The organism is Caballeronia sp. INDeC2, assembly GCF_023631325.1.
Taxonomy (GTDB): Bacteria; Pseudomonadota; Gammaproteobacteria; order Burkholderiales; family Burkholderiaceae; genus Caballeronia.
The window spans coordinates 108,942-128,652 of sequence record NZ_JALQDG010000036.1; the positions used below are offsets into that span (position 1 = coordinate 108,942).

At 65.3% G+C, this 19,711-nt stretch carries 16 protein-coding genes; 7 read left to right on the forward strand and 9 right to left on the reverse strand.

The window, feature by feature from the left end; translation table 11 throughout:
• Nucleotides 1–37 precede the first annotated feature (37 nt).
• The 6 genes from NCS28_RS23310 to NCS28_RS23335 all read right to left on the reverse strand — a co-directional run bounded on the left by NCS28_RS23310 (nt 38) and on the right by NCS28_RS23335 (nt 10,448).
• Nucleotides 38–886, reverse strand: a complete 849-nt coding sequence (locus NCS28_RS23310; RefSeq protein ID WP_502801232.1) for an alpha-amylase family protein — start codon at nt 884–886, stop codon at nt 38–40.
• A complete protein-coding gene (locus tag NCS28_RS23315) occupies nt 886–3,294 on the reverse strand; it encodes an NfrA family protein (protein WP_250516141.1) in 2,409 nt (802 codons plus the stop codon). Before NCS28_RS23315 ends, NCS28_RS23310 begins: the two co-directional genes overlap by 1 nt.
• Nucleotides 3,291–5,468, reverse strand: a complete 2,178-nt coding sequence (locus tag NCS28_RS23320; RefSeq protein ID WP_250516142.1) for a glycosyl transferase family protein — start codon at nt 5,466–5,468, stop codon at nt 3,291–3,293. The genes NCS28_RS23315 and NCS28_RS23320 overlap by 4 nt, the downstream gene beginning before the upstream one ends.
• Nucleotides 5,468–7,696 carry a cellulose biosynthesis cyclic di-GMP-binding regulatory protein BcsB gene (locus NCS28_RS23325; protein WP_250516143.1) on the reverse strand — a complete coding sequence of 743 codons (2,229 nt, stop codon included), beginning with the start codon at nt 7,694–7,696 and terminating at the stop codon, nt 5,468–5,470. Before NCS28_RS23325 ends, NCS28_RS23320 begins: the two co-directional genes overlap by 1 nt.
• Nucleotides 7,697–7,901: 205 nt before the next feature.
• Nucleotides 7,902–9,041, reverse strand: coding sequence for a non-hydrolyzing UDP-N-acetylglucosamine 2-epimerase (gene wecB, locus NCS28_RS23330; protein WP_502801233.1), 1,140 nt, complete (start codon nt 9,039–9,041; stop codon nt 7,902–7,904).
• Nucleotides 9,042–9,389: 348 nt separating this feature from the next.
• A complete protein-coding gene (locus NCS28_RS23335; protein ID WP_250516145.1) occupies nt 9,390–10,448 on the reverse strand; it encodes an NAD(P)-dependent alcohol dehydrogenase in 1,059 nt (352 codons plus the stop codon).
• Between the two features lie 391 nt (nt 10,449–10,839).
• On the opposite strand from NCS28_RS23335, the gene NCS28_RS23340 reads away from it, so the two are divergent.
• Nucleotides 10,840–11,118 carry a hypothetical protein gene (locus NCS28_RS23340; RefSeq protein ID WP_250516146.1) on the forward strand — a complete coding sequence of 93 codons (279 nt, stop codon included), beginning with the start codon at nt 10,840–10,842 and terminating at the stop codon, nt 11,116–11,118.
• A gap of 10 nt (nt 11,119–11,128) precedes the next feature.
• Here NCS28_RS23340 and NCS28_RS23345 read toward each other — a convergent pair whose 3' ends face one another.
• Nucleotides 11,129–11,446, reverse strand: a complete 318-nt coding sequence (locus NCS28_RS23345; protein WP_250516147.1) for an HNH endonuclease — start codon at nt 11,444–11,446, stop codon at nt 11,129–11,131.
• 98 nt (nt 11,447–11,544) lie between these two features.
• Between NCS28_RS23345 and NCS28_RS23350 the strand changes: the two genes are divergently transcribed.
• Genes NCS28_RS23350 through NCS28_RS23360 form a run of 3 tightly spaced genes read left to right on the forward strand, consistent with a single transcriptional unit; the run spans nt 11,545 to nt 15,236 of the window.
• Nucleotides 11,545–12,420 (forward strand): SGNH/GDSL hydrolase family protein, encoded by an 876-nt coding sequence (locus NCS28_RS23350; protein ID WP_250516148.1) that lies wholly within the window; start codon nt 11,545–11,547, stop codon nt 12,418–12,420.
• A gap of 39 nt (nt 12,421–12,459) precedes the next feature.
• Complete coding sequence (locus NCS28_RS23355) at nt 12,460–13,899, forward strand: TldD/PmbA family protein (RefSeq protein WP_250516149.1); 1,440 nt, start codon at nt 12,460–12,462, stop codon at nt 13,897–13,899.
• A complete protein-coding gene (locus NCS28_RS23360) occupies nt 13,896–15,236 on the forward strand; it encodes a metallopeptidase TldD-related protein (RefSeq protein ID WP_250516150.1) in 1,341 nt (446 codons plus the stop codon). The genes NCS28_RS23355 and NCS28_RS23360 overlap by 4 nt, the downstream gene beginning before the upstream one ends.
• Before the next feature lie 55 nt (nt 15,237–15,291).
• Here NCS28_RS23360 and NCS28_RS23365 read toward each other — a convergent pair whose 3' ends face one another.
• On the reverse strand, nt 15,292–16,128 hold the full coding sequence (locus tag NCS28_RS23365) for an alpha/beta fold hydrolase (protein WP_250516151.1): 837 nt from the start codon (nt 16,126–16,128) through the stop codon (nt 15,292–15,294).
• Between the two features lie 218 nt (nt 16,129–16,346).
• Entirely contained in the window at nt 16,347–16,928 is a 582-nt protein-coding gene (locus tag NCS28_RS23370) for a TetR/AcrR family transcriptional regulator (RefSeq protein ID WP_250516152.1), read from the reverse strand.
• Between the two features lie 195 nt (nt 16,929–17,123).
• Between NCS28_RS23370 and NCS28_RS23375 the strand changes: the two genes are divergently transcribed.
• The 3 genes from NCS28_RS23375 to NCS28_RS23385 all read left to right on the forward strand — a co-directional run bounded on the left by NCS28_RS23375 (nt 17,124) and on the right by NCS28_RS23385 (nt 19,650).
• Nucleotides 17,124–18,014, forward strand: coding sequence for an NmrA family NAD(P)-binding protein (locus NCS28_RS23375; RefSeq protein ID WP_250516153.1), 891 nt, complete (start codon nt 17,124–17,126; stop codon nt 18,012–18,014).
• 32 nt (nt 18,015–18,046) lie between these two features.
• Complete coding sequence (locus NCS28_RS23380) at nt 18,047–18,862, forward strand: c-type cytochrome (protein ID WP_250516154.1); 816 nt, start codon at nt 18,047–18,049, stop codon at nt 18,860–18,862.
• Nucleotides 18,863–18,945: 83 nt separating this feature from the next.
• A complete protein-coding gene (locus tag NCS28_RS23385) occupies nt 18,946–19,650 on the forward strand; it encodes a GntR family transcriptional regulator (protein WP_250516155.1) in 705 nt (234 codons plus the stop codon).
• The last annotated feature ends 61 nt before the right edge of the window (nt 19,651–19,711 follow it).

Below are 19,711 nucleotides of genomic sequence, written 5' to 3' on the forward strand. Positions count from 1 at the left end.
GGCAAAAAACGCAAGCAGGCGAAGCAAGACTCCAACCCTAGCGCTGCCGATAAGCATCAACCAGCCCCTTCACGATATCGGCTGAAACATAATGCGGCCCATCGAAAAGGTAAGTCCTGTATCCCCGATATGCATCGATCTGCGGCCTAAGCTCATCCACGGTGCCCGGCCGAAACCCACCCCCCACTTGCGGCCGAAACGCTTCGGCAATAATCCTCACCCGATGCCGTCCGAGTTTCGCCGCAATCTGATCCGCGTACTCGCGCGCGACGCGCGGCTCTCTCGCATACACCCCGCACCCGTCCTGCAACAACACGCCGACATCTTTCGGCAACCACTGATCGAGCCATTCCGCGAGCGCCACCCCACCGACATTCGCGCGATCATAAACGCTCACCCACAACGGCCGCGGCAAGGCATCGAGCAGCGTGCGCAGCGCGCCCGCGTTCTGCCACGTCGGATCGATCTCGACCGGAAAGTAATAGCCCGTCACATGCACGGGCGGATGTACCTCCGCGAGCCGCATCGATTCGATGAACAACTGCGATGCATTCGCGCGCGCCGCCGCTTCGTCGAAACGGCCCGCGAGTCCGACGATCACATCGCGCGCCCACGGCTCCTGCCCGATGCGCTCCCAGTCCGGCATCCGCGGCGCCGCGCGCATCCCGGCGCCGGGCACGAACGCGATGCCGTCCACCGCCGTCCATTGCACGATCAGTTCATGCGCGCCGATCTTGTCCCAGTCGCCGCGCGGATCGGCGTGCGCATTGTCGGGCTGCCACACGATGCCGTCGACGAGACGCACGCGCGCGGCATCGGCACGAGCCGAAGCCGGAGCGCACGCAAGGCAGCACGCAATGACGAGGACGGAGATTAAAGAGGACATCAGTACGAGAATACCGCGCAAAAGAACACGCCTCGCGCGCGATCGTCGCCGGCGGCGCGAAAACGATATTGCACGGCCACATCCACGAACGAACGCGGCGCGTCGTACGGACCGCCTCGGAACCAGTAGCGCGCCGCCACGCCCGCGCCGACGCCCACTGGCACGCTGTGATCGACCGCCGAATCGTAGTCCATGCCGAGGACCGCATGCGGAAACACCGTTAAACGCGGACTGATCGCATCGACGCGATACGTGCGGCCCAGTCGCGCGTTCGCGGTCGCGTACGTCGAATCGTTGCCGATGTAATGGCCCGCCTCGCCGTACACCGTGCCCGTCCACCAGCTCGGCGCGTCGAGCCTGCGCGTGTCGCCGAAACCGTTCGAATACGCGGCGCGCGCGAGCCAGTCGGAGCGCACGTCCGAGCCGATCGGCAAAATCTTCTCGACGGCGAAGATCGCATTCGCCGACGCGAACGGCTTCACGCGCGCGCCGATGGCCGCCTGCAACGTCGATACCCCCGACGGCCCGCCGCCCGTCACGCCGAAGTTCTCGTAGCCGCGCGCGTACACCTCGAACATGCGGTCGCCGAGGCTGCCGAATGGCCGCCAGTACGCCTCCGCGCCCGCCTGCCAGTTGTTCGACACGCCCGGCGTCGGCGCGAACGGGAAGCCTTGCTGCGCGCCGTTGCCGCGATAGTTCACCGACGCGCCGAAACCCCAGTTGCGCGTCGCTTCGGCGTGCGCCGCGCGCGCGTCGTTCAGTGCTTCGCGTGAGAGCGCTTCGCCGGCGGGCGCATCCGCGCTATGGTCGATCGCGTGTTCCAGATACCTCACGCCTTCGTCCTTGCGACGCAGATCGAGCGCCGCGTAACCGGCGTCGGCTTCGGCCGATGCAGGCAGCTTGCCCTCGCGTTCGGCACGCGCGAAGTAATCCAGCGCGAGCGCAGTGTCGCCCGCGCGCTGCGCGATGAACGCGGCCTGCGTCGCGGTCATCGAATCGAGCAGGTTCGCATCGATCGAGGCGCGCGCTTCGTTCGATGCCTCGCGCGTGCGGCCCGTCGCCGCGAGCGCGTCGATCAGCGCGATGCGCGGCTGCGGATCGTCGGGCACTTCGGCAATCGCCGTGCGCCAAAAGCCGATGGCCGCGCCGCGATCGCCGCGACGTTCGGCGAGACGCGCTTCGCGTGTCGCGGCGAGCGCGGGATCGTGCGCATAGACATCGCACGATGCGCCGAACCGGTCTTCGCGGCATTCGAATGTCGGACGCGCGCCGGGATCGATTTGCGCGGTCTGCGTCGCGGCCAGGCGCAACATCGTTTGCGCGCGATGGCGGCGTAACGTGATCGCGGCATCGGTGTCGTCGGGCGTTTGCGTCGCGACGGACGGCAGCGCATCGAGCGCCGCCTGCGGGTTCCCTTGCGCGAGCCGCACATCCGCGACGATCGTGCGCGCGACGCGGGCATCGCGTTTTTTTCGTGCGTCGTTCGTATCGATCGAAAGCGCGTGCGCGAAGTCGGCGTCCGCGTCGTCGCCACGCGCCGCGCGGGCGTAACCGCGCAGCGCCCAGGCGAGCGCATCGTCACGATCGATTGCGTTTGCATCGTTCGTCGCGGCTTCCACGCCCGTGAGATCGCTGCGCGCGAACATTATCTCGATGAGCTGCATGCGGAAATCCATCCGCGCGGGCGCATACATGACCGCGTTTCGCGCGAAACCTTGCGCCGCGTCGAGGTCGCCGCGCTCGCGCGCCGCATATGCGGCCTTCGACGCATCCGGCGCGAGCCTGTCGCCGATGAAGCGTCGCCGCTCGCGCAAGGCGTCGCGCTCGCCGAAGCGCTTCGATGCGTCTACGGCGGCGTCATAGGCCGCGGCATCGTCGCCGGATGCGGCGAGTGAATCGACGAGCAGATAACGCAGACGCTCGACCTGCGGCGCAAGACGCACCGCTTCACGGCTCTGCGCAACCGCCGACGCGTAATCCTTCTTCGCATAATCGCGATACGCGGCGCGCGCCGCCTTCGACGCCGGCTCAGGCAAATCGTCCGGCACGCCGCCCGAGGCGATCAGGATATCGATCTGTCTGCGCCGCGCGCTCAGCGAAGGCGACGGACCGAGCTGCGCGATGGCTTCGGCAAGCACACGGCTCGCGTCCTTCAGACGCCCGCGCGCCGCCAGCGAATTCGCGAGCAACAGCCGCAAATCCGCGACGTCGGGCCGTTGGCGAATCGCTTCGCGCGCACCGGCGATGGCATCGGCATAACGATGCTCGCCGTAACCCGCGAACGCGTCGCGCGCCACGCGATACGCCGCGCCGCTCAAAGGCAGCGGCAAGGTTTCGTCCGCACGCGATGCAGCCGCGCCGCACAGCGCGAGCGCGGCGCACACCGCAACGCGAACGCGCGGCGTCATTGAATGCCGGCCCGCGCGAGATAGCGGCGACGCTGCTCCGCAACCGCGGCGGTCAGCGCATCGGACATGATGATCCCTTCGGCCACCATGTAATCGCCGATGCGCCCGTGCCGCTCCGGCCGATAGTCCCACAACGCGGCCTCGAACGCGCTGCGCGTGACGAGGCCCATTTCGATCATGATGTCGCCGAGCAAGGGCACGCCGCGCGCGGCGGCGTCGTCGGCAAGCGCGGGCGACGCATCGTCTTCGGCATCGCCCGAAAGCACCGGCATGCCGGCCGCGCGCAGCATCCGCAAGCCCGCCGCGATCTCGCTCTCGCGCACGATCTGCAACGCGACCGCGCCGCCCGCCGTCGCGCGCAATTCGGCGAGCGATGCATCGTCGAGCAGGCTGGCGCAGACGAACACGGCGTGCCCGTTCGCATCGATGCCCTGCGGCAGCGCGCGCAGGCGCACGAGCGTTTCCGGCGTCGCGATGTGCTTCAGTTCCATGCGCGCCGCGTCGAAACGTCCGCGCGGCAGGTCCGCCTGGAACGCGATCGCTTCAGCGAGCGTTTCCTCGTCGAGCCAGCCGCGCGTGATGAGCACGCGGCCGATCGGCGCTTCGCGCGCGTGATCGGTCTGCCGCGCTTCTTCGAGCCGCTCGGGCGCGATCGCCTGCCACGAGACGAGCAGTTCGCCCACATCCTGACGCGTGTCGCGCAGGCCCTCGTTGCTCGGGAAGTCGTGCATCGTCTTGTCCCACGCGAGCCGCCGCCCCGTCACCATATGCACGATGAAAAGCCGCCATGCGCGCGCGACCGCCATGAAGTTGATGACGTTGCCGATGACCATGCGCGGCACCGACAACACGCCGTGCTCCCAGCCATAGAGCCGTGTCGTGAAGATGATGCGCTGCGTGACTCGCAAGACGAGCGCGACCGAATTCGCGGCGAGCAGCGCTTGCAGCCACCCCGAATCGATGAAGGGCGACGGAAAGAAATCGCTCGCGAGGCCGAAGTACGAAGCCGTCGCGAAGAGCATGAACTGCACGGCGAGCAGATACGCGAGCATGCCGACGAACGCCGTGACCACGCCCTTGCGGTCGCGCATCAGCAGATAGCGGTTCGCGAGCGACCCGCTCCAGCCCGTCAGCGCCCAGCCTTGCAAGCCGATGCCGAGCGTCCAGCGCGCGCGCTGCCGATAGGCGGTGCGAAACGTGTCGGGGAAAAACTCGCGCACGCACAGCGGCATCGTCAGTCTGATTTCGCGCTCGGGGCCGAGACCGAACCAGACCTTGCGCCGCGTCGCGAATTCGACGGGAAAGAGCGGAAAGATCGACTGCATGCCGAGCCGCGTGATGCGCGTGCCGATGTCGTAGTCCTCGGTGAGGCTTTCGGTATTGAACGGCTGCTGCTCCGTCTCTTCGACGAGCGCGAGGATCGCGCGGCGCGAGAAGCACGTGCCCACGCCCGCCGACGGCACCGCGCCCGCAAGACTCTCGCGCACGACGAGATCCTTCGCGTGCCATTCCGCGAACTCGTCCATGTACGTGCCCGCGACGAGCTCGAACCAGTGCCGTTCGAGCGACGCCACCGGCAACTGGATCATGTCCTTGCGCGGCAGGAGATAGTTGAAGGACTTCAGCTCGACGGGATGCAGCACGTCTTCGCTGTCGTGCATGACGATGCCCGCGAACTCCATTCCGGCTTCGAACTCGTGATGCAGGATCGCCTGCACGAGCCAGTTGAGGCAATCGGCCTTGCACGTCGGGCCGTCGTGCGGCACTTCCACGCGATGCAGATGCTTGTAGCGATGCCGCATGCGCTCCACTTCGGCGATCGTCGCCGCATCGTTCTGATACGTGCCGACGAACACCGTGTACGCGCGATAGTCGAGCACGCGCACGAGATCCTCGATCATCGCGGCGATCACGTCGTGCTCCTGCCACGCGGGCACCATGATCGCGATGGGCTGCTCGTCGCGCGCATAAAGCTGCTCGACGGTGAGCGGCGCATAACGGCGCTCGACCGTCACGCGCCGCCAGCACTTCCGCGTCCAGTACCAGGCGTCGATGAAGAGATCGTCCAGGCTCGAAAGCAGGATGATCGCCGCGACCGTCGCGGCCACGTATTCGAGTCCCTGGTAGTACTCGGCGAGCAGTATCTCGCCGTACCACCTGAGCGCATCCGGCATCACGCGCGATCCTCGTCATCGCCGGCGCGCGCGTTGCGATGTCGGCGGCGCGCCTGACCCGCGAGCGCGATCAACGCGAGCAGCAGCACCACGAGCACGGCCGGAATGCCCCAGCGCGCCCAGTGCCGCGTGACCCAGTCGGCGCTCGACGCGGGTTCGTCGGTCATCTCTTCGGGATTGACCGTGTCGAACTGCTTGAGCACGCCGCTGCCGTCGACCACGGCGATATTGCCGCGCGAAAGCTGGAGCTTGTCCGTCAGCACCGGCGCCGCGCCCGCCGATCGATACACGACGCCGCTCTCGCCGCCCGCGCTCGCGACGCTCACCACCGCGACGCGCGACAGCCCGGACATGTCGAGCAGCGTATCGCGCGCGGGCGATGTCAGCGAAAGACGCTCGGCCGAATACACGGCGGGATTCTTTTCGTCGGCGAGTTCGACGTCGGCGGCGAGGAACGGGCCGTCGGGATGCGCCGGGGCGTCGGCCGCGCTCACCACGAATTTCGCCGATACCGGCGCGATACCCGCCGCGCCGGTCAGCACGGCGAGGCGCGGCACGCTGTTCGATGCATCGTCGAGCCAGGCGCGCGGCACGTACACCGTCGCCGACGACGCGTAGCGCGCCGCCATGCCCGCGAAGGTGTCGTCGGGCGTGCCCTTCGCGAGACGCAGATGGCTCGACGGCAGCACGGCGACCGGATACGTCTGGCGCGCCTGACAGCCGCCGTCGGGCTGGCGGCGGAAGGTCACGCGCAGATCGTTGGTGCGCGCGAGCGCATAGCGCGGAATCGGCGCGACGAGACGCTGGCGCGCGCCGTCGACGTTGATGAGCTTCGCGCCGATCATCACGTCGTTGAAGTACACGGTGGCGGTCGCGGCGCCGTTGGAAAGCGTCGGCGATGCGGCGAGATCGAGCACGACCTGCTCCGGCAGGCGGCCGTTGCCCGACGCCGCGGCGAGATCGAAGCGCGCGTCCCACGAGGCGGCCGTCTGCACGTCGACGCTGCGCGGATCGCCGCCGAGATCGGACAGCGCGATGGTGTCGCCGCGCGTCTGCTGCGCCACGTCGATGCGATGCACGATCACGCGGTTCGATACGTCGATGGGACGCCAGCCGAGCGCGAGCGCGCCGATGCCGCGCGTGTCGCCGACGACGATCATCGCGCGGCCGCCCACATGCGCGACGCGCACTTCACCCGGCGCGAGAGGCGATGTCAGTTGCGACGCGGATTGCCTGCGCCATGCGTCGAAGGCGGCGAGCGCATCGCCCGATGTGTTCGCGACTTGCGCGCGCAATGCGTCGAGCGCGCCGTTGATGGTCTTGCGCATCGTCTCGTCGGCGACGACCACGTCCGGGCCGAACGCCGCGCGTGCGCCCAACGCGACGAGCGCGCCGAGTTCGGCGTCGTCGGCGATCGCGTGCTTGCCGCCCGCTGCGAGCGCGGCGAACGCGGGCACGTTGCGCAGCGGCGCAGGCACGTCGATGCCCGTGAGATCCACGGTATCGCCCACGGCCGGAAGCGCCTGCATCACGGGGCGCTTGCCGTCGCGTTGCAGCAGCGCATCGGTGCGCCAGGCCGTGTCGAATGCGTTCGTCGACAGCTTGCGGCCCGACACCGCGAGCACCGGCGCGTAAGGCAGCGCGCTCCACGCGGTGCGCAAGTCCTGCACGTCGGCGGGATTGAAGCGGAACGTGAGACGCGTCGTCGGATCGACACGCAGCACGTTGCCGATGGCCGTCTGATCCGAGCACTCGCCTTGACTGACCACCGACGCGAAGCCGAGCCCCATGCGCACGAAGCCTGTGGAACGCGCCGCGCCATCGACGCCGAGATTGACCGACACGCCGCCCGCGTCCTGCGTGAACGCGCGCGCGAGCACCGGCGAGCCGTCGAGCGACAGGAGCATCGTCACGCGGCCGCCGTCGCCGCGCACGTAGCCGCCGTCGAATTGCAGCGTGGCATCGGTGATCGGCACGCCTGCGGGCACCGGCAGGAAGAATTCGCGGCGCGTATCGGGCGCGCCGAGCGTCACGCTTTCGATGAGGCCGAGTTGCCGCAAGGTCACGGTGCGCGTCTCCGGCACATCCGCGCCGAGACGCCCGAGCGCGCCCGCGATGCCGCTGTCCGTCGCGGTCGCGCCGATCGCGGCATGCTGCCAACCCGCGAACAGCACGATTGAAACCAGAACGGCGCGCAAGCCGCGCCGCTTGAAGATGTCGTTGACCAAGTTGAGTGACTCGAAGTTGACGCACCGTGGCGGGATGGCCGCGAAGGCACAAGCACTCGCGCGCGATCGCCTCGATTGCGCGAAGCCTGATTGCCGATTGCTGATTCCCTGGCCGGGACGATCAAGCGGCTGTTGCTGAAGAAACACGTGCCCGAAGTCGCGGCCCGGCCTTGGCGCGACAGGCGATGCGTATGCGGCCGAAGAATTACGCGAACGCCTCGCGCATGACGCGCGCCACATCTTTCGAGCGCGGCGTCACGGGTTTGAATTCCTCGAACGGGCGGCCCGCAAGCGCCGCGACGATGCGCGCCGAAGCTCGTCCATCGCCGTACGGATTGACGTTGCGCGCGAAGGCCGCGCGGGCGTTCGTGTCGTCGAGCAGCAGATGGACCGTCGCGGCGATGGCGTCGCTGTGCGTGCCGACGAGCACGGCGGTGCCCGCGTCGATGGCCTCGGGGCGCTCGGTGACATCGCGCATCACGAGCACGGGCTTGCCGAGCGACGGCGCCTCTTCCTGCACGCCGCCGGAATCGGTCAGCACGAGCGTCGCGCGCTGCAAGAGCCGCACGAAGCCGAGATAGTCCTGCGGCTCGATGAGAAACACGTTCGGCGCGCCGCCGAGCGCGCTAATCACCGTCGCACGTACGTTCGGATTCAGATGGACCGGATAGACGATCTGCACGTCCGAACGCCTGGCGAGACGCACGAGCGCCGCGCAGATATCGCGCAAGCCGCGCCCGAAGCTCTCGCGCCGATGACCGGTGACGAGAACCAGATGCTTCGATGCATCGAGAAACGGAAAGCGCGCATCGAGCGCGCGGCGCAGCGCGTCCTGCGAATCGATGCGCTTCGTGGCGGACTGCAGGGCGTCGATCACCGTGTTGCCGGTGACGAACGCGCGTCCATGCAGCGTTTCCATCGCGAGATTCGCGCGCGAACGCGAGGTCGGAACGAACATCAGATCGCTCACGACATCGACGAAACGCCGGTTCATCTCTTCCGGCCACGGGCTCTTCATGTCGCCGGTGCGCAGTCCCGCCTCGACGTGCGCGACGGGCACCTGCCGATGAAACGCGGCGAGCGCGCCCGCCGTCGCGGTGGTCGTGTCGCCGTGCACGAGCACGCGATCCGGCTGCTCTTTCGTGATGACGTCATCGATGGACGCGATGAGGCGCGAAGTCAGACCGTTCAGGCTCTGGTTTTCCGACATGACCGCGAGATCGTGATGCGGCGTGATTTCGAACAAATCCAGCACTTGCTGCAGCATCGAGCGATGCTGGCCGGTCACGCACACGACGGAACGAATTTCCGGCTCCGCTTCCAGCGCCTTCACGAGCGGCGCCATTTTGATGGCTTCGGGCCGCGTTCCAAAGATGGAAAGTATTGTTTTTCGCTTCGTGTTCATTAAGTCCCGACGATTGCACAATCTTTAACAATTTCCGATTGTATTCAGACGTTTAGGACCGCCATCCGATTAAAGTGTAAAAAAGTCTAACGTGAGGTTTTCCGCAACGATTTGGCGAGCTTTTGTCTAGATCGAGCGGTTCTTTTTACCTGAACGGTCGGCTTTCCCAACACTTTCGTCTTAGGAAAGCTAGCCGATCGAGCGATGCGGAACGCATGAAGAAGCGCGGCAAGACGCTGCCGGCGATGACGGGGCGCATCGTCGAACGCGCCCCGGTGACGCTCCGGCTTACTTCTCCATCGTCGCCATGTCGATCACGAAGCGATACTTCACATCGCTCTTCAACATGCGCTCGTGGGCGTTGTTGATCTCGTCCATGCGAATCATCTCGATGTCCGACGTGATGCCGTGCTTGCCGCAGAAATCGAGCATTTCCTGCGTCTCGGCGATACCGCCGATGAGCGATCCCGCGAGCGAGCGGCGCTTGAAGATCATGTTCATCACCGAGGGCGACGGATGCGGATGCTCCGGCGCGCCGACGAGCGTCATCGTGCCGTCGCGCTTGAGCAGCGCCATGAACTGATCGAGATCGTGCGATGCAGCCACCGTGTTCAGAATGAAGTCGAAGCTGTTCGCGTGCGTCGCCATCTGAGCCGCGTCTTTCGAGATCACGACTTCATGCGCGCCCAGACGCTTCGCGTCCTCGATCTTGCCTGGCGACGTCGTGAAGAGCACGACATGCGCGTCCATCGCGGCGGCGATCTTCACGCCCATGTGACCGAGACCGCCGAGGCCGACGATACCGACTTTCTGCCCCTTCTGAACGTTCCAGTGGCGCAGCGGCGAGTAGGTCGTGATGCCCGCGCACAGCAACGGCGCGACTGCGGCCAGTTCCAGGTTCCCGGGGATGCTGAGCGTGAACGCTTCATCGACGACGATGCTCGTCGAATAGCCGCCCGCCGTGAAGCCGCCCGACTTCTTGTCCGGCGAGTTGTAGGTTTGCGTGAAGCTCTCGGGGCTCTCGCAAAACTGTTCGAGTCCTTCCTGGCAGGACGCGCACACGCGGCACGAATCGACCATGCAGCCGACGCCCGCGAGATCGCCGACCTTGAACTTCGAGACATCCGCGCCGACTTCCGCGACGCGCCCGACGATTTCATGTCCCGGCACGACCGGATAGTTCGAGCCGCCCCATTCGTTTCTCGCCATATGCAGATCGGAGTGACACACGCCGCAAAATAAGATGTCGATGCGCACATCGTTCGGACCGACATCACGGCGCTGAATTTCGAGCGGACCGAGCGGTTTGTCGGCTGCGGCGGCTGCATAGGAATACGCTTTCAGCATGATTGTGCTTCCCTCTTGAGTTTGAATCTTCTGTGAACGAGCCGGCCCCGGCGCAATGCAAAAAGGCCGGCTGATGAAGCGGATCAGGTGGTTGTTTTCGTGCGGCAGCGAACGGTCGCCGTCATGCACCGCACGCGTTGCGAGCGACTTGCCGATTGCGCCGGTATTTCGGCGGCTATACGCAACGCCGGTACTGTATGCCTATAAAAAGAACTCTGCCGAAATGGCGGCGCGATTATGCCTTTCGAAAAGATTGCGCAATCGCGTTGCCGGAGAATTTGACAATCGTGTGCCCTTCTTTCGGCTCCCTGCTTGATGGGGATGGCCGAGCGGAGATGAGCGCCCTAAGGTAAGCGTGCGCGCAGAGACGGCACTTTGAGAGAGCGAGACCATGAAGGCGAATGCAATTACGGCAAGCATCGGCATGCCGGGCGGCGCGGTCAGCGCCGAGTTTCATATCGATACGGGGCGGCTCAGGATCTTCGAACGCGGCATGCTGCGCGTCGAATTGTTTCCGCCGCAATCGTGGTTCACGGTGGCGTCGGTGGCGGGAAACAGCCGCTGGGGCACGCGGCCGCGTGAAGCGGATATTCGTCTCGTCGTGGAGAATTTCATTCTGCAGCGCTTCGGCATGACGGCGTATCTGAGCGAAACGTCCTGCGCGCAGTGACATGCGTTTTTCAGCGCGTACGCGCACGCCGCGTGCGCTGATAGAACCCGTCCGGCTTGGTCTTCACCCATTCGACGAAGCTATGCACCGCTTCATGCGCGAGCAGTGCATCGACGGTCGAATAGCGCTGCGCCAGTTCCTTCTCGGTGAAGAGCGCATGCAATTGCCGATGACAGATGCGATGCAGCACCGCGGTCTGCCGTCCGCCTTGCGATTTCGGCACGAGATGATGCAGATCGCGTTCCGACGGCGGCACCGCGCGCCCGCATAGCGCGCAGATTTCCTCCTGCGGCGGGTGATACCACGGTTCGGGTGTGCGTTTCGCCATTGCGGTCCTCGTTCGTTCTGTTCGAGCTTACGACTTAACGTGTCCATTCGGCGACGCCAGTAGAATGGCTGCGTGTACGCGCGCAACGGAGACACGCGATGACCGGTCCGGCGAGCAACCTCTACGAGCACTGGCAGGAACAGATCCAGCAGGATCTTGATGCACGCATCAAGGCGCACCAGCACGAAGTGCGCCGAGCGAGGGCGTCTCAGGCTGGCGCGCGTGAGCCGCTCATCCTCGTCGGCGACGGCGATTCTTGGTTCGACTATCCGCTGCCCGACCCGCTTCATGCCACCGATGTCTTGCAGGCGCTCAAGCATACGGGCGACCCCGCGCCGCTGATCCTCAAGCTCGCGCACTACAGCGACGCGACCACGACGCTCCTCGGCGTGAACAAGCGCAACCGCCTCATCGAGCAGTTGAAGGACAAGGCCAACGGACCCGTCGACGCACTGCTGTTTTCCGGCGGCGGCAACGACGTGGTCGGCGATCAATTCCGCTTCTGGCTGCGCGATGCGAACGCGGTCGGCGACGATCCCGCGCAAGGCGTCGATATCCGGCGGCTCGCCGATATCTTCGGCGTCGTCGAAAGCGCCTACGTCGATCTGATCCGCATCCGCGACGAGTTCGCGCCCCGCGCGCCCATCTTCGTGCACGCTTACGACTTTGCGATTCCCACCGGCACGCCCGCGTGCCATTTCGCCGGACCGTGGCTTCGCCCTTCGCTCGTCGATCGCGGCTGGCCGGACCTCGCGCCCGGCACGCTGATCGTGAAGACCATCCTCGTCCAATTCCGCGCGATGCTGCTGCGGCTCGCGAGCGATCCCGCCAACAACATGGCGCTCGTGGAAACGCAAGGCACGCTCGCGCCCGATGACTGGGCCAACGAACTGCATCCGACCGGCGCGGGCTTCGGCAAAATCGCCGCCCGTTTCAGGGCCGCGCTCGCCGCCCGCTTTGCGAATCGCATATGAGAACCGCGTCCGCGCCGACTGCGACATAGGGAAACCGACATGACCGATGAACGGCTCGACGAACGCGTCCGCGCACTCGCAAGCGACGCGGATTTCTATTCCGTGCGCTTCGTCGACGAACGCACGGACGATCATCAGGTGCGCAACGACGTGGCCCAGCCACTGCGTCGCGTGCGCGATCGCGGCGCGATGCTCACCGCGTGGCGCGGCGCGGGCGCGGGCTACGCGGCGACGCCGGATTTGTCCACGGCGGGCCTGCAAGCTGCGCTCGATATCGCCGCGCGCCGCGCCGATGCGAGCGCGCGGCTCTCGCTCTTCGATCACCGGCGCGCCGCGCGTCCGTCGAAAAGCGGTGCGTACGAGTCGCCGCACATGGCAGCGGCGCTTCCGGCGCAGCGCGAATGGCTCGCGAGGCTCGCGCACGAATGCGCGGCGGCGCGCGTCGATGCGCGCATCGTCGAGCGCATCGCGTCGGTGCAGATCGTCGAGAGCGAGCAGATCTTCATTACGAGCGACGGCGTGCGCATCGAGCAGCGCTTCAGATTCGTGATGCCGCAACTCACGGTCGCCGCCCACGCCGACGGAGATACGCAAGTCCGCACGCTCGGCGGCGATTTCGGGACGATCGCGCAAGGCGGCGTCGAGATACTCGACCGGTTCGGTTTCGACGGCGCGGGCGAACGGCTTGCGCACGAGGCGCTCGCGCTTCTCGCCGCGCCGAACTGTCCGAGCGGCGTGCGCGATCTGCTGCTCATGCCCGACCAGATGGCGCTGCAGATACACGAGTCGATCGGACATCCGCTCGAACTCGACCGCATTCTCGGCGACGAGCGCAACTTCGCCGGATCGAGCTTCGTGAAGCCGGCGTTTTTCGGCAGCTATCGATACGGCTCGCCGCTGCTCAATGTAACGTTCGATCCAAGTCTGCCCGGCGAGGCCGCGGCCTACGCGTTCGACGACGACGGCGCGGCGGCAAACAAGCACTATCTGATCCGCGGCGGCGTGCTGGAACGCGCGCTCGGCGGCACGCTCTCGCAACAGCGCGCGGCAATCGCGGGCGTCGCCAATTCGCGGGCATCGAGCTGGAATCGTCCGCCCATCGATCGGATGGCGAATCTCAACATCGAGCCGGGCACGAGTTCGCTCGACGAGATGATCGCCGGCATCGAGCGCGGCATTCTCATGCGCACGAATACTTCGTGGTCCATAGACGATCATCGCAACAAATTTCAGTTCGGCTGCGAGTTCGGGCAGTTGATCGAAGACGGCGAGCTTACGCAAGTGGTGCGGCAGCCGGGTTATCGGGGCATATCGGCGAGCTTTTGGCAAAGCCTTGCCGCCGTCGGCAACGAGGACACGCGCGGCGTCTACGGCACGGCGCTGTGCGGCAAGGGCGAGCCGATGCAGATCGCGCGTGTGGGCCACGCCTCGCCCGCGTGCGTGTTCCGCAACGTGGATGTATTCGGAGGCACGCGATGAACGCCGCGACGATCGATTGGCATCGCCATTTCCTGCTGCTCGCCGACGCTATCGATGAGCGGCTCGCGCCGGGCGAAATGTCGTTGACGACGCTGGCCGCCGAGGCGTCGGACTTCGTGCGCTTCAATGCGGGCAAGGTGCGGCAGATCGGGCACGTATCGCAAGGCACGCTGACCGTGCGGCTCATCGAGGACGAACGTCAGGCTTATTCGACGCTCACGATATGCGGCGATGCGCAACTGGATCGCGATGCCCTCGCCAGCGCGCTCGACGGGCTGCGCGAGGCGCTGCGGGACGCGAGCCCCGATCCTCATTTGCTCGTCGATACGTCGACGTGGACGCAGACCACGCGGCGACGCGGCACGCTGCCGGCCATCGAAACGCTGTTGAGCGCAGTCGAACGAAGTGCGGCCGGTCTCGACTTCGTCGGCTTTTACGCGGGTGGCGCGCTGGTGCGCGGCTTCGCGTCGTCGAGCGGCAGCCGCGGCTGGCACGAAGTCGAGAATTTCAATTTTAGCTGGTCCTTGTTCGATACGAGCGGACGCGCGATCAAGACCACTTACGCGAGCGAAGAATGGAGCGACGAAACGTTCGCGAGAAAGATCGACGAAGCCGCGGCGCGCATGCCGGTGCTCGCGCGTGCGCCGCGCACGCTCGCCCCCGGTTCGTATCGCGCGTGGCTCGCGCCGAGTGCGCTCGCTGAACTCATCGGCGCCGCCTCGTTCACGGGGTTTTCGGCGCGGCAACAGGCGACGGCGCGCAGCGAGCTGTATCGGCTGAATCGCGGGGATGTCGCGCTGAACGAGCGCGTCACGCTGATCGAAGACCTCGATCTCGGCATCGCGCCGCGCTTCAACGAAGACGGCTATCAGCGCGAGACGGTGGCGCTCATCGAGGCGGGACGCGGCACGCGGCAACTCACGAGCGCGCGCACGGCCCGCGAATACGGTTTGCGTCCCAACGGCGCGCTCGCGAATGAAATGCCGGTTTCGCTGTCGATGCACGCAGGCGATCTCGCCGACAGCGACGTGCTCTCCGCCATCGACACGGGCTTGTATATAGGCAACCTGTGGTACGTGAATTTTTCCGACCGGATGGATTGCCGCCTGACCGGCATGACGCGCTTCGCCACGTTCTGGGTGCAAGGCGGCGAGATCGTCGCGCCCGTCGATGCGATGCGCTTCGACGACAGTCTTTATCGCTTGCTCGGCAGCGAATTCGAGCGGCTCGGCGCGACGCCGGAATTGCTGCTGAACGACTCGACATGGGGCGAGCGCTCGACCGGCGGTTTGCTGTTGCCCGGGCTGCTTGCGCGCAGTTTCAGGCTGACGCTTTGATGTGCTTCACAGGAACGAGCCGGCGTCGATACCGGCTCGCCTCTTCTTACTTCAATCAGCCTTGCACGAAAGCGAGCAGGTCGGCGTTGAGAACGTCCGCGTTGACCGTGAGCATGCCGTGCGGGTAGCCGGGATACGTCTTCAGCGTACCGTTCTTCAGCAGCTTGATGGACTTCAGCGCAGCGTCGGCGATGGGCACGATCTGATCGTCGTCACCATGCAAAACGAGCGTCGGCACGGAGATCGACTTCAGGTCTTCGGTCTGGTCGGTCTCCGAGAACGCCTTGATGCCCTCGTAATGCGCCTTCGCGCTGCCCATCATGCCCTGACGCCACCAGTTCTGGATGACGCCCTGATGAACCGTCGCGCCCGGGCGATTGAAGCCGTAGAACGGACCCGTGGGAACATCGACGAAGAACTGGGCGCGGTTGTCGGCGAGCGCCTTGCGAAAGCCGTCGAAGACTTCGAGAGGCAGGCCTTCCGGATTGGCTTCGGTTTTCAGCATCAGCGGCGGCACCGCGCTCACGAGCACCGCCTTGGCGACCCGACCCGACGGTTCGCCGTGCTTCGCGACATATCGGGCGACTTCGCCGCCGCCCGTCGAGTGTCCGATGTGGACGGCATTCTTTAGGTCCAGCGCTTCGACGACCGCGAAAGCGTCGGCGGCGTAGTGGTCCATATCGTGCCCGTCGGAGACTTGCGACGAGCGGCCGTGCCCGCGCCGGTCGTGCGCGATCACGCGATATCCGCGCTGGACGAAAAACAGCATCTGCGCGTCCCAGTCGTCGGCGGAAAGCGGCCAGCCATGATGAAAGACGATGGGTTGCGCGTCCTTCGGCCCCCAGTCCTTATAGAAAATTTCGACGTCATCTTTGGTCGTGACGAACGGCATGGTAATCCTCACTCTAAGAAGGGGTGGAGCAGGACGCCGGGCCGAGGTTTGTGACCCGGCGCCGGCCTGGACGTTCTTGCAGAAAAGACAAACGCAGACGGGCGACGCGTCGCCCGAGTAGAACAGTACACGCATACTGCCTTCGCCGGATGGATTGCCTGCCAGTGCGTGGGGTCTGACAGGTCTAGCACAGGCACCAAATCGGTGAACGGTTCCGATCACGCGCCGGCGCCGCGTTCCGTGGACAGCATCGCGAGCACGCCGCTCAGCGCGCCATCGAGAATCTGGCTGGACAACTCCGGGTCCGATACCGCCCGCGACAGCGTCACCGCACCGACGCACGCGCTGAGTATGTGGAACGCCTCGGCGCGCTTCGTTGCGTCGAGCAGCGCGGGCGATGCCTGAACAATGAGCCCGATAATCTTCTCGACGCGCACGGAATACACGTCCCGAGTCGCGTCCGTGCAGCGGCTCATGTCGTTGACCAGCGCGGAAATCGGACAGGCGCGTTCAATGTTGTCCCGATGATCTACCGATAGATACGCGCGCATCGCCCGTTGCGGATCGGTCGGGATCGACGCCTGCCACGACTCGATGTCTCGCAACGCATACTCGAACGCTTCTCGCACGAGTTCGTCGCGAGAAGCGAAGTGCTTGTAAAAGCCGCCTACGGTGAGTCCGGCCTCGTTCATGAGATCGGCGATGCTCGCGCCATCGATGCCGCGCTCGCGCAAGCGTTTTGCCGCCACTTCCACGATGCGCTGACGCGTCTCGACCTTCTGTGCCTGCGAATAACCCATCCGACATCTCCACGCTGCTCCGGCGGCCAAGTGTAATCCGGCGACCCGTTTTCCATTGATGCGAGCCGGGCAATTCTGAGTTGAGCCATGAAGAATTGCCGCCGATCTGGATTATGACTAACATCCAGATCAATGAAATATCGATTCGAAGTCGTTTACTCAAAACGGTGCATATGCACTCAAAGGAGATTCATCATGGAACCGCGCAAGATTCTGGTTACGGCCGCCGCCGGCAAGACAGGTGTTCACACCGTACGAAACCTTCTCGACAGCGGTCACGCAGTGCGCGCGCTCGTTCGCAAGGAGGATGAACGCAGCGAGGCTCTTCGGAAGACCGGCGCTGAAATCATGACCGGCGATCTTCTTTCGCACGATGACGCCATTCGCGCGACCGACGGAATGGATGCAGCGTATCTCTGTTATCCCGTCCGTCCGGGTTTCATCCAGGCCACTGCCTATTTCGCCGATGCGGCGCGGCGCGCGGGACTGAAAGCAGTCGTGAACATGTCGCAAATCTCGGCTCGCGAGAACGCGAAGAGTCACGCGGCGCGGGATCACTGGATTGCCGAGCGCGTGCTCGACTGGGCCGGCGTGCCGACCATCCATATCAGGCCGACGTTCTTCTCCGAATGGCTCGTCTTTCCGTGGGTCCGCGACACGATCGTTCGCGACGGCGAGATCGCGCTGCCGTTCGGCGAGGGCCGCCATGCGCCTATCGGGGCGCAAGACCAGGCGCGCTTCATCGCCGCCGTGCTTGCAAACCCGGACGATCATGTCGGCAAGACATACGAACTGTGCGGGCCGGCGCAAATGAATCAATCGGAGATTGCGAGCGTGATGAGCGACGTGCTGGGAAAGAAGATCGCCTACAAGCCAGCGACGCTCGACGCTTACCGGGAACATTTGCGCCACTACGACCTCCCGGATTTCACGATTCAGCATTTCGTCGAGGTGGCTGTCGATTATCACAACGGCGTCTTCGAGGGCACGGATAGCATCATCGAACGTGTGACGGGAACGGCTCCGCAAACCGTCGAAGCGTTCGTGGCGGCGAATCGCGCGGTGTGGCAGGAGCAGTTGCGGTAACGTAGCGTCTCGATGTGTCGAAGAGAGACCGTATGCGCATCAGACATGCATTCGCGCTCGTGAGCCTGATGCTGGCCTGCATAACGTCGATGGCGGCGACGCTCGCGATCAACGTCGGCGGCGAGCGCTCGCTCACGACCGAGCAGTTGCTCGCGCGCCCCGACGCCGCGACCATCCGCGTGCCGAACGACGTCACGTTTCATCGCACGATGACGTACCGCGCGGTCCCGTTGCGCGCGCTGCTGGGCATCACCGAATTGCCCGCCGGCAAGGAACTGCAGATCACGGCGACCGATGGCTTCGTCACGCACTTTTCCGCGAAGCTGCTTTTCGGCGACGCGAAGAAGCGCGCCGAGCCGTGGCTCGCGATCGAGTCGCCGGACGAACCGTGGCCGCAGATACCGGGCAGCGGCGATATCGCTCCTTTCTACATTGTGTGGATCGACCCGGCCGCGTCGGGCGTGACGAGCGAGCAATGGCCCTTCAAGGTCGACGCGATCCGCATCGCGCCGACGCTCGCCGCGCGCTTCCCGCAAATCGCCGTCGATAAAAACGTGCCCGCGAATTCGCCGATTCGCCGCGGCCGGATCGTCCTCGCGACGCAATGCATGGTGTGCCACAAGCTGAACCGCGCGGGCGATGCATCGATGGGCCCGGACCTGAACATCCCGCGCAACCCGACCGAATATTTCCAGCCGCGGGTGCTCGAGTCGTTCATCCGCGACCCGAAGTCGATCCGCGCGTGGCCCGAGATGAAAATGCCCGCCTTCGACAAAAACGCAATCAGCGACACCGATCTCGATGCGCTCATCGCCTATCTCGGCTACATGGCGAAACGAAAGAAGTAAGCGGACACCGCGGGAAATCCCCACGTTTCATCGCGCCGACATTGCATACAATAATATCGTCGATCGCCATAAACGAGGCCGAAGTGGCGCAGCCCCAACCTGTTTTGCATACAATCCCGCCCGAACCGGCGCGTTCGGCGGATGACGTCTACGCCGCCATCAAGGATGCGCTCGCGGGCGGCCAATACGGCGCGGGCCAATATCTGCGCGAGGAACAGCTCGCCAAAAGTCTCGGCGTGAGCCGCACGCCCGTGCGCGAGGCGTTGCGCCGGCTCGATGCCGAAGGCTGGGTCGAAACGCGCGCGAACTACGGTGTGCGCGTGAAAGCGTGGACCTTGCAGGACGCGCGCGAGATCTTCGAGGCGCGTCTTTTGATCGAGCCGTATCTCGCCGGGCGCGCGGCGCTTGCGATCGGCGCCGCCGACATCGCGCGCCTGAAGTCGCTCGCCGATGCGATGCTCGACATCACGCAACGTCCATCGACATCCGAATCCTGCGAAGCGTGGTTCGCCGCGAACGGCGAATTTCACGCGATCATCACGGCCGCCGCGAACAACGCGCGCCTCGATCGCTCGCTCAGGTCGATGAAGGAAACGCCGCTCATCAAGTGGACCTTCGACACCTATGGCGACGAAGACCGCGAGCGCAGCGCGCGCCAGCACGTCGAGATCGTTTTCGCGCTGGAACAGCGCAACGCCGCGTGGGCGGAAGCCATCACGCGATGCCATATTCTCGCCGCCGAAAAGGCGGTGCTCGACCGCCACGTCCGGGAGCATTCCGCGTCCTGAGCACGCAGCGGTCCGGGTCACAACAGCATTACGAACCGTCGTTGATAGCCGCAAAAAGCGG